Source organism: Stenotrophomonas sp. GD03654, assembly GCF_029845105.1.
GTDB lineage: Bacteria > Pseudomonadota > Gammaproteobacteria > Xanthomonadales > Xanthomonadaceae > Stenotrophomonas > Stenotrophomonas africana.
In genome coordinates this window covers 63,666-73,943 of record NZ_JAOCLC010000017.1, presented here as the reverse complement: position 1 = coordinate 73,943, position 10,278 = coordinate 63,666, and the positions used below count along the sequence as shown (strand labels likewise).

Here is a 10,278-nt window from a genome sequence, read left to right as displayed (position 1 = left end):
GATCTACTTTCCGCCGGAAAACTGTCGAAGGCGGGGCACTGTGGGTTTGCGGGGTGTGAGCCGCATGGATGCGGCGATCAAGGCTACATGGACGTACTTGCGCCGTCCCCGCAAACCCACAGTGCCCCGCCATCCCACGGAATGCACGCTGTTGCTTCGGCCGTTGCCGTTGCCGTTGCGTCTGCAGGTGCAGGGCGCAGCCCTGCCGAAACCCTACTTCACCCGACGGCCCGAACGGTCGATACGGAACCGCTCTCCGCCTTCCATCGGCGTGTGGCCGTCGGCATCCGGCGTGCCGCGGCGGCAGCCATTGCAGACCTCGGCCACGCCATCCTGGAACGGCCACCCGAAATCGAAGGTGCCGGGCACCACCTGGCGGAACTTCAGGTCGAAGTAGCCCACGCGGTCGCCGACGCGGCCGCGCAGCAGGCCTTCCTGCGGCGTTTCCGGACCGTTGTCCCAGGTCAGCACCGGCAGGCTGCGACCCTTGCGGTTGACGTAGTGGAAACCCTGGTCGGCGTACACCACGGCCAGGCCGTGGTCGTCGTAGTTCAGGTCCTTCAGCGTGTCGGCGCTGATCTTCGGCCGGTGATCGACCACTTCGCAGTTGGGCAGCGGCCACAACCCGTGTTCGTCGGTCAGCAGCTTGCACGCCGGTGCCTGTGCCGTTGCAGTGGCAGTGACCAGCACGCCAAGCAGGGCCAGCGACCGCGCGAAGCGGCCGCTGACAGGGACAGGGCGGGCCTGCCGTGCGATCACTTGGTCTCGGCCTTGCGTTCGAAGGCTGTCGGTGCCGGCAGCTGCACCGGCACGCCCTTGTCATCGCAGGTGCCGGCCTGGCACAGGCGCTCGCGCAGGGCCGGAGTGGCCTGCACGATCATGTGGTAGATCGCGTTCTGTTCCAGCGTGCCGCGGATCGCCTTGCTGCCCGGGCCGCGTGCCCAGATGCCGACATCCTCACCGCCGTGCGATTCGGACTTCATCGGCACCAGTGCTTCCTGCATGTAGTCCGGATGCTCGGTGTCGACCTCGCGCAGGTTCGGGCGACCGTTGGCCGGTTCGAAGCTGCTCGGGTTGTGCGGGTAGCGCTTGGGGCCGGCCGGCTGCTGGTTGCTGCTGCCGGTATGGCCCGGGCCATTGGCGTAGCTCAGCGTGGTGTACGGCTGGCCGGTGCCGTCCAGCGCATAGTCCAGCTTGCCGGCACCATCTTCGCCGCCCTTGTCTTTCACCTTGCCCAGGATCGGGTTGCCGCGCGCCGGGTAGCCGACGAAGTTCAGCGTGTGCGAGTGGTCGGCGGTAACGATGATCAGCGTGTCATCGGCCGAGGTCAGTTCGTTGGCCACGCGGACCGCGTCGGACAGGGCCACGGTCTCGGTCAGTGCACGGTAGGCATTGCCGCTGTGGTTGGCGTGGTCGATGCGCGCGCCTTCGATCATCAGCACGTAGCCTTCCGGGTGCTTTGAAAGGTTCTTGATCGCTGCTGCGGTCAGTTCGGCCAGGCTCGGCTCACCGCCTGGATCCTGCGGGCGCTCGTACTCGTAGCGCATGTGGTCCGGTTCGAACAGGCCGAGGATGGCCGGCGCATTGGCGGCGGCGGCCAGCTGCTTGCTGTTCCACACATAAGCGCCCTGCGGATGTGCCTGCTGCCATTCCTGCACCAGGCTGCGGCCATCCAGGCGCTGGCCGACCTTGTCGTCGTATTCCGGGTCGCGTTCTTCGACGGTGGTGAATTCACCGCGGCCGCCACCGAGGGCGACCAGCGGGCCGCGGCCATAGCGCGAGGTCGACAGCAGCTGCTGGGCGATGTCCTTGCAGCCGGCCGCCTTGGCCGCTTCGGTCAGGTCGGTGTCGTTTTCCCAGTTGCGCTCGGGCGAATGCGCATAGGTCGCGGCCGGGGTGGCATGGGTCAGGCGCGCGGTGGACACCACGCCCGTGGCCAGGCCGGCGCTGTCGGCCAGCTGCAGCCAGGTCAGCAGGCCCTTGGACAGGCTGTCGGCACAGTCGGTGCGGCTGCCGGCGCTGACGCCGATCGCGCCCATGTGGGTCTTCACGCCGGTGGTGATGGCGGTCATGGTGCCGGCCGAATCCGGGGTCTGCGAATCGGTGTTGTACGTCTTGCTGAATGCCGTGGCCGGGAAGCGCTCCCAGGACAGCAGGTTCTCTTCACCGGAGCCGCCCTTCTGCTGGCCCTCGTAGATGCGCGAGGCAGCCACGGTGGTCAGGCTCATGCCGTCACCGAGGAACAGGATGACGTTCTTGGCCTTGCCGGACATCGCGCCGTTGGCGGCGGCCTGGGCGGCGCCACTGCGGTACCACCACTGCGGGGTTTCGCCGGCCGGGTGGGCGACGGGGTCGACGGCGACCTTGAGGCCGGCCGGAGCGGACGAGGGGGCGGTGCTGGCGCAGGCGCCCAGCAGCAGGGTGGTGGCGCAGGCGGCCAACAGGGAGACGGAACGGCGCATGGACGCTGGGTTCTCACAAACTGTAACGGGACGTTCATTATGCCCGGCCCCGCAAGGCACGCCGATGACACACTGATTTGCCGGTCGGGCGGTCGTTCTGCGGGCCGCGTTGGGCTATCGTGCCAGCATCCCTTCCTTCCCCTCTGGATTGCCTATGAAGCTGGTCTCTGCCTGGCTGCGGATTCCATTCTGGCAGCGCGTGGTCGGTGGCTTCGTGCTCGGCGCGCTGGCCGGCTGGGCGCTCGGCCCGGCCGCGGAGACGTGGTTCGGCCCGCTCGGCGAGCTGTACGTCACCCTGATCAAGATGATCGCCGTGCCACTGGTGTTCTTCGCGGTCATCAACGCGATCTCGTCGCTGCACGGGCAGAAGTCGGTCGCCGCGCTCAGTGGCCGTACCTTCCTGTGGTTCGTGATCACCGCTGCATTGGCGGTGTGCGTCGGGCTGGGCGTGGGCACCGTGCTGCAGCCCGGCGCCGGTGGCCTGCAGCTGACGATGGCCAGCAACTACGTGCCGCGTGAAGTGCCCAGCGTGGTGCAGGTGCTGCTGGACGTGGTGCCGGCCAATGTCTTCTACGCGCTGTCCGGCATCGGCACCAAGGTCAACGCGGCCGGTGAGACCGTGCTGGCCGCCGGTCGTGGCTCGATCCTGCCGGTGATCTTCTTCGCCGGGCTGGTCGGCTTTGCCATCGTCAAGCTCGGCGAGAAGGTGACCGAGGCGCGCAAGCTGGTCGGGCAGATGAGCGACATCATGATCCAGGTGACCCGCTTCGTGCTGGAAGTCACCCCGATCGGCACCTTTGGCCTGATCGCCGGCCTGGTTGGCAGCTACGGGTTCGAGAAGCTGCTGCCGCTGGGGCATTTCGTGCTGGCCCTGTACGTGGCCTGCGCCCTGCACATCGTGGTGGTCTACAGCGCACTGCTGCTGGCGCATGGCCTGAACCCGCTGAAGTTCTTCCGCGGCGCGGCACCGGGCATGCAGGTGGCCTTCGTCAGCTCGTCCAGCTTCGCCGCGATGCCGGTGGCGCTGCGTTCGATCACCCACAACCTGGGCGTGAACAAGGACTACGGTTCGTTCGCGGTGCCGCTGGGCGCCAGCATCAAGATGGACGGCTGCGGCGCGATCTATCCGGCGCTGTGCGCGGTGTTCATCGCGCAGTACAGCGGCGTGCCGCTGACCCCGGAACAGTACGTGGTGGTGCTGATCGCTTCGGTGCTGGGCAGCTTCGGTACCGCTGGCGTACCGGGTACTGCGGTGATCATGGCCACGGTGGTGCTGAGCGCGGCCAATCTCCCGCTGGAGACCATAGGCTACCTGTATGCCATCGACCGCATCCTGGACATGATGCGCACGATGACGAACGTGACGGGCCAGATGCTGGTGCCGGTGATCGTGGCCAAGGAAACCGGGCTGCTCGACCAGGCGGTGTATGACAACCCGTCCAGCAATGTGGGTGTGGACGATCCTGATCCGACGCCGCCACGCGCCTGAGACTGCGTGGCGATGTAAAAGGCCCGCCCTGACCCGGCGGGCCTTTTGTCTGGGAGCTGGCGCGGTGGCGGCCAAGGCGGGTCCTGGTAGATCCACGCCATGCGCGGATGGAGACAGTGCCGACCAACGGTCCGCACCCACCTTACAGAGGGGGGGCGGCATCTATCTACCCACCATTACGGGCCCAACAGAAAAGCCGCTGCGGGGCAGCGGCTTTTTGTCTTTCAGGCGGCGCCGTAGCGCCAGCGGGTCAGAGGTCGACCCGGCGGGCCTGCATGAACTTGTTGCCCCAATAGCCACTGAGCAGGGTGTCCACGCGGACGTCCTTGCCCGAGCTCGGTGCATGCAGGAAGCGGCCGTCGCCGACATAGATGCCGACGTGGTCGACGCGGCCCTTGCGGCCGAAGAAGACCAGGTCACCCGCGGCCAGTGCAGTGCGGTCGTTGATCAGTTCGGCGTTGTCATCGTGGGCCATCTCGCGCGAGACGCGCGGCAGCTCGATGCCCAGGGCCGAGCGGAACACGTAGCCGACCAGACCGCTGCAATCGAAGCCGCTGTCCGGGTTGCTGCCACCCCAACGGTACGGGGTGCCCAGCAGGGTCATCGCGCGGCGCAGCAGCGACTGCACCTTGCCGTTGTCGGCAGCGGTGCCGACAACGCTGCCATTGGCGGCGCTGCTGGTGTCGTAGTTGGCGAGCAGGCGGCTGAGGTCGCCGGCCACCACAGCCGAGCGGTCCATCAGCGGAATGGTGTCGTTGGCGGCCAGGTGCGGCAGCAGGGCGGCCAGCGTGGCACTGGCGGCGGCGTCGACGCGGCTGCGCTGCGGAGCGGCAGCCTCGGCCTTGGCGGCCGGTCGGGCGGTGCTCTCGGCCACCGGGGCCGGGGTCACATCGGAGGAACGGTTCGGAGCGGTCTGCGACCAGGCCGGAAGGCTGGTCAGACAGAGTGCCAGGCCAAGCAACAGCGGGCGGGCACTACGTGAAGATACGGAAGTCTGGCCTTCGCTTTTCAGGTCGTCAGTCGTCACGCGTCGGTCACAGGAAAAAAACGATGGGGCATCATGCCCTGTAAAAGCGCGGATAAGTTAAAAATTCCGTTAGTAAATCGTTAGTTGAACGGTGATGTCCGTCACAGTTTTGAACATATCGCCTGTTCATTTTAGCGAAGGACGCGTTTCGCCCCTGTGTAGTGGTCCTTCCAGTAGGGACCGCTGAGCGAGTCGAGGCGCACGGTGCCGCCGGTGCTCGGCGCATGCACGAAACGCCCTTCACCGACATAAATACCGACATGGGTGACGCTGCCGCGGCTACCGAAGAACACCAGGTCGCCGGTGGCCAGACGCTGCGGATCGATCTTCGGACCCTGTACTGCCGCCAGGTCGCGCGAGGTGCGCGGCAGCCGCAGGTCCAGCATTTCGCGATAGACGTAGGCGACCAGGCCGCTGCAGTCGAAGCCAGAATCCGGGGTGTTGCCGCCGTAGCGGTAGGGCGTGCCGACCAGGCTGATGGCACGCATCAGCACCGAGTTGGCGGCTTCGGGGTTGTCCGGCACGGTCTTCGGCCAGTTCGCCGTCGGCGGGGGCGGCGCGGGGCGGGTGGCCTTGCCGCCGCCGCAGGCGGTCATGAGCACGGGCAGGGCCAGCAGCAGGGCCGGGGCGAGGAGCCGGCGCAGGCCGGACGAAACTGGCGTGATGTGCATGATCTCCGGATAATGCGCCACCTTAGGATTGGCCGTCATGATGGCGGCGTCCCCGCCGGGCGACAACCCGCCCCAACCCGCCTGCCTTCGGCAGATCCAGACAGAGTTGCGCATGAAGATCGAAAAAGACCGCGTTGTCCGCTTCCACTACACCGTTTCCGAAGTCGGCCAGGAGCCGATTGAGTCTTCCAAGGACCGCGGCGAGCCGCTGGCGATCCTGATCGGCCACGGCAACATCATCCCGGGCCTGGAAAACGCCATGATGGACAAGGAAGCCGGCGCGACCTTCAGCGTCGACGTCACCGCCGCCGATGCCTACGGCGAGCGCCGCGAGGGCCTGTCCCAGCGCGTGCCGAAGAAGCACTTCGGCAACACCAAGCTGGCCCCGGGCCAGCAGGTGGTGCTGCAGACCAACTTCGGCCCGCGTGCGGTGACCGTGCAGAAGGTCGGCATGAGCGTCGTCGACGTCGACCTGAACCATCCGATGGCCGGCAAGGACCTGCATTTCGACGTCGAAATCGTTGACGTGCGCGAAGCCGGCAAGGAAGAGATCGACCACGGCCACGTCCACGGTGACGGCGGCCACCAGCACTGATCGCACCGCGATCATGGTGGAAGCAACGGCCCGCTTCGGCGGGCCGTTGCGTTTGTGGAACACGGCGCGGCCATCCACGGCGCGCGGGTCGGCGGCATAATGGCGGACCTGCCCGACGGATGCCCCGTGAACGCCGCTTCTCCTTCCCTGCAGCCGGTGGCTTCCGGCGAACGCATCGCCCTACTGGACGTGCTGCGCGGTGCCGCGTTGCTGGGCATCCTGCTGATGAACATCGAGGCCTTCAGCGGGCCGCTGGACCTGGCCTTCACCGGCATCGACGTGCGCTGGCAGGGCATCGACTACTGGGCCGATGCTTTCGTCTACGTGTTCGTGCAGGGCAAGTTCTTCACCCTGTTCTCGCTGCTGTTCGGCGCCGGCTTCGCGGTGATGGCGCAACGCGCCGAAGTGGCCGGACGCGACTTCACCCCTTTCTACCTGCGCCGCAGCGCAGGGCTGCTGCTGATCGGCCTGTGCCACGCGCTGCTGGTCTGGTCCGGTGACATCCTGGTGATGTATGCGCTGATCTCGCTTCCGTTGCTGGCCTGCCGAGAGGCACCTCGCAGCTGGTTGCCGTGGATGGGCGTGATCGTCTATCTGGGCGGCGTGGCGATGATGCTGCTGGTCGGCGCGATGGTGTCGATGGCTTCGGCGGAAGACGTGCAGAAGATGCTCGCCGACGCGCAGCAGAGCATCGAGCTGCAGCGCCAGGTCTATGGGCAGGGCAGCTGGATGCAGGCCAATGTGCAGCGCCTGAGCGAGTTCGGCACGTCGATGGGCGCGCTGCTGATCACCGGCCCGGAAGTGCTGGGCATGTTCCTGATCGGCAGCTGGTTCGCCGGCAGTGGTGCGCTGGCGGCGCCGGAGCGCTTCCCGCGGTTGTACGCGGTGCTGCGTTGGGTGGCACTGCCGCTGGGCTTGGTGGTCACGCTGCTGGGGGTTGCCTGGAAACCCTACCTGGCACCGGGTGCTTACGACCTGCCGGTGACAGCCGCAATGGCACTGGTGACGATCGGAGGCCTGCCGATGTGCCTGGGCTACCTGGCGTGGATCGTGCACTGGCGTGCGCGGTTGGCCTGGCTGGCCCCGGTCGGGCGCATGGCGTTGAGTCACTATCTGGGTCAGTCGCTGCTGTGCACCTGGTTGTTCTATCACTATGGCCTGGGCGGCTTCGAGCTGATGCCGCGCAGCGTGCAGCTGCTGTTCGCACTGTTGTTGTTTGCCGTGCAGGTGGCCCTTTCGCATGTCTGGTTGCGCCGCTTCCGCTTTGGCCCGATGGAATGGCTGTGGCGTGCGATGACCTACCGGCAGTGGCCGCCGATGCGGCGCGAGTCCGGGCAGGGCTGATCGATGCAGGGCGCGCGCGAGGATGTGATCGTGGTCGGCGCCGGTGCCATTGGACTGGCCGCCGCACTCGCGCTGCGCGCACAGGGCCGGCAGGTGCGGGTGATCGACCGTGGGCGTGTCGGCGGCGCGACCTCATATGGCAACTGCGGCACCATCACGCCCAGCCACGCGCCACCGCTGGCAGCGCCTGGCGTACCGTTGCGCGCGCTGCGCTGGATGCTCGATCCGCGTGCGCCGCTGTACGTGCGTACGCGCCTGGACCCTGCATTGTGGCGTTGGCTGCTGCAGTTCGGGGCGCGCTGCAGCGCGCGTGACTGGCTGCACGCCACGCGGGCGCGTGCTGCGCTGCTGAATGATTCGCGGCTGCGCCTGGCCGAGTGGGTACAGGCGCATGCGCTTGACTGTGAGTTCGATACGCGCGGGCTGGACTACGTATTCGGCGATGCCCGTAATTTCGAGCATCATGCTGCCGAGTGCGAGGCGCTGAACGCGCAGGGTATTGCCACAAGCTGCATCGGCGGCGCCGACTATGCACGCGACAACCCGGCCTTCCATGATCGCCTTGCCGGTGCGATCCACTTCCCCGGCGATGCGCAGCTGCGTCCGGACCGCTACACCGCCGAACTTGCGCGCGTGCTGCGCGCACAGGACGTGGTGATCGAAGAGCAGTCGGATGTGCAGGATTTCAGCGCCGACGCGCAGGGTGTGCGCGTGCGTGTCGGTGAACGCATGCTGCAGGCGCGCGAGCTGGTGCTGGCCACCGGGCCGTGGTCACCGCGCTGGGCACGGCAACTGGATCTGCGCGTGCCGATCCAACCCGGCAAGGGCTACTCGCTGACCTGGTCACGACCGGCGCAGGTGCCGCAGCGTCCAGTCGTGCTGAAGGACCATTCCGTGTTCGTGATTGCCTGGCGTGAAGCACTGCGGCTGGGCGGCACCATGGAATTCGCCGGTGCCGACCCGCAGCTGCGCACGACCCGCCTGCAGGCCCTGCAGCACGCCGCCGACCACTACCTGCGCACGCCGCGTGGTGCGCAGCTGCAGGAGCAGTGGTGCGGTTGGCGCCCCATGAGCGTGGACGACGTGCCGTTGATCGGCCGCGCGCCCGCGCATCCTCACGTCTGGCTTGCAGCGGGGCATGGCATGCTCGGTATCAGCATGAGCGCCGGCACCGGCCAGCTGATCGCCGATCTCGTCTGCGGCCGCACGCCGGCGATCGATCCAGCCCCTTACCGACCCGAGCGATTCCGATGAGCACAGCACCCTATGATTACGACCTGATCGTCCTTGGCGGCGGCTCCGCCGGCCTGGCCGGCGCGATCCGGGCCGCGCAGCACGGCAAGCGCGTGGCGCTGCTGGAGCCCGGCGAACTGGGCGGCACCTGTGTCAATGTCGGCTGCGTGCCGAAGAAGGCGATGTGGCTGGCGGCCGACCTGCACGAGCGCATCGGCCTGGCCAGTGCGATGGGCTTCGATGTCGAGGCACGCCCGGCGCTGTCGTGGAAGGAACTGGTGATCCATCGCCAGGCCTACATCAGCAACATCCACACCAGCTACCACAAGCGCCTGGATGAAACCGGCGTGGTGCGCATTCCCGCGCGCGGCCATCTGCTCGATGCGCACACCGTGGCCTGCAGCGATGGCGTGCGTTACAGCGCCGAGCACATCCTGATCGCCACCGGCGCGCACCCGCTGCGGCCCGACATTCCCGGCGCGGAGCTGGGCCTGGTCTCCGATGATTTCTTCGACCTGCGTGCGGCACCAGCCGAGGTGGCGATCATCGGTGGCGGTTACATTGCAGTGGAGCTGGCCGGATTGCTGCAGGCACTGGGCAGCAAGGTGAGCCTGCTGGTGCGCGGCAAGCGCCTGCTGGAGCGCTTCGACTACGAGCTGACCGACCAGTTGGCCGAGAACCTGAAGCAGCAGGGTGTACGGATTCATTTCGGCTATCGCCTGCGCGAACTGCAGCGCGATGGCGAACGCGTTCGTGCGTTCGGCCATGACGGCCCGATCGACAGTGTGTTCGATGCGGTGTTCTTCGCTGCCGGCCGCCGTGGAAACAGTCGTGATCTGGGCCTGGAAGCGCTCGGTATCGGCATCGGCGAACACCAGCAGGTGCAGGTGGATGAATGGCAGACCACCTCTGTGCCGAGCGTGCATGCGGTGGGTGACATCGCTGGCAAGGTGGGCCTGACCCCGGTGGCGGTGGCGGCTTCGCGGCGGCTGATGGACCGCCTGTTCGGGGGGCGCCCGGAGTCGAAGATGGATTACGAGAACGTGGCCAGCGTGGTGTTCTCGCATCCGCCGCTGGGCGCTGTGGGCATGAGCGAGGAAGACGCGCGTGCACGTTTCGACCAGGTGAGCGTCTACCACAGCCGCTTCCGTCCGATGCTGCAGGCGCTGGCCAACGGTACCCAGCGCAGCCTGTTCAAGATGGTCTGTGCCGGTCCGGAAGAACGGGTGGTGGGCATCCACCTGCTGGGCGAAGCGGCCGACGAGATCCTGCAGGGTTTCGCAGTGGCGGTGAAGATGGGCGCGACCAAGGCCCAGTTCGACGACACCGTGGCGATCCACCCGACCTCGGCCGAGGAAGTGGTGCTGATGCGCTGAGCCCGCAGTTGTAGAGCCGAGCCTATGCTCGGCTGCATTCCGTGCAGACATGGTGCAGCCGAGCGCAGGCTCGGCTCTACA

The 10,278-nt window shown here is 67.1% G+C and carries 9 protein-coding genes; 5 read left to right on the top strand and 4 right to left on the bottom strand.

What is annotated here, in order from left to right:
- Positions 1–213: 213 nt before the first annotated feature.
- Both N5J73_RS09000 and N5J73_RS08995 read right to left on the bottom strand, forming a co-directional pair.
- The gene (locus N5J73_RS09000; RefSeq protein WP_049447730.1) at positions 214–759 is read right to left on the bottom strand and encodes a WG repeat-containing protein; all 546 of its coding nucleotides are present in this window, start codon (positions 757–759) and stop codon (positions 214–216) included.
- Positions 756–2,462 carry an alkaline phosphatase gene (locus N5J73_RS08995; protein WP_049447729.1) on the bottom strand — a complete coding sequence of 569 codons (1,707 nt, stop codon included), beginning with the start codon at positions 2,460–2,462 and terminating at the stop codon, positions 756–758. Before N5J73_RS08995 ends, N5J73_RS09000 begins: the two co-directional genes overlap by 4 nt.
- A gap of 154 nt (positions 2,463–2,616) precedes the next feature.
- Between N5J73_RS08995 and N5J73_RS08990 the strand changes: the two genes are divergently transcribed.
- Positions 2,617–3,951, top strand: a complete 1,335-nt coding sequence (locus tag N5J73_RS08990; protein WP_019660634.1) for a dicarboxylate/amino acid:cation symporter — start codon at positions 2,617–2,619, stop codon at positions 3,949–3,951.
- Positions 3,952–4,201: 250 nt separating this feature from the next.
- Here the strand turns inward: N5J73_RS08990 and N5J73_RS08985 are convergent, their stop codons facing one another.
- Positions 4,202–4,912, bottom strand: coding sequence for a C40 family peptidase (locus N5J73_RS08985; protein WP_229302309.1), 711 nt, complete (start codon positions 4,910–4,912; stop codon positions 4,202–4,204).
- Positions 4,913–5,109: 197 nt separating this feature from the next.
- Positions 5,110–5,688, bottom strand: a complete 579-nt coding sequence (locus tag N5J73_RS08980; RefSeq protein WP_170272479.1) for a C40 family peptidase — start codon at positions 5,686–5,688, stop codon at positions 5,110–5,112.
- Positions 5,689–5,761: 73 nt separating this feature from the next.
- Here N5J73_RS08980 and N5J73_RS08975 point away from each other — a divergent pair, with 73 nt between their 5' ends.
- The 4 genes from N5J73_RS08975 (at position 5,762) to gorA (ending at position 10,197) form a co-directional block, all read left to right on the top strand.
- The gene (locus tag N5J73_RS08975; protein ID WP_043034821.1) at positions 5,762–6,244 is read left to right on the top strand and encodes a peptidylprolyl isomerase; all 483 of its coding nucleotides are present in this window, start codon (positions 5,762–5,764) and stop codon (positions 6,242–6,244) included.
- A gap of 99 nt (positions 6,245–6,343) precedes the next feature.
- Positions 6,344–7,588: a DUF418 domain-containing protein gene (locus N5J73_RS08970; protein WP_049447728.1), complete on the top strand. Its 1,245-nt coding sequence runs from the start codon at positions 6,344–6,346 to the stop codon at positions 7,586–7,588.
- Between the two features lie 3 nt (positions 7,589–7,591).
- Positions 7,592–8,842: an FAD-dependent oxidoreductase gene (locus N5J73_RS08965; RefSeq protein WP_049447727.1), complete on the top strand. Its 1,251-nt coding sequence runs from the start codon at positions 7,592–7,594 to the stop codon at positions 8,840–8,842.
- A complete protein-coding gene (gorA, locus tag N5J73_RS08960) occupies positions 8,839–10,197 on the top strand; it encodes a glutathione-disulfide reductase (RefSeq protein ID WP_049447726.1) in 1,359 nt (452 codons plus the stop codon). Before N5J73_RS08965 ends, gorA begins: the two co-directional genes overlap by 4 nt.
- Positions 10,198–10,278: the final 81 nt, after the last annotated feature.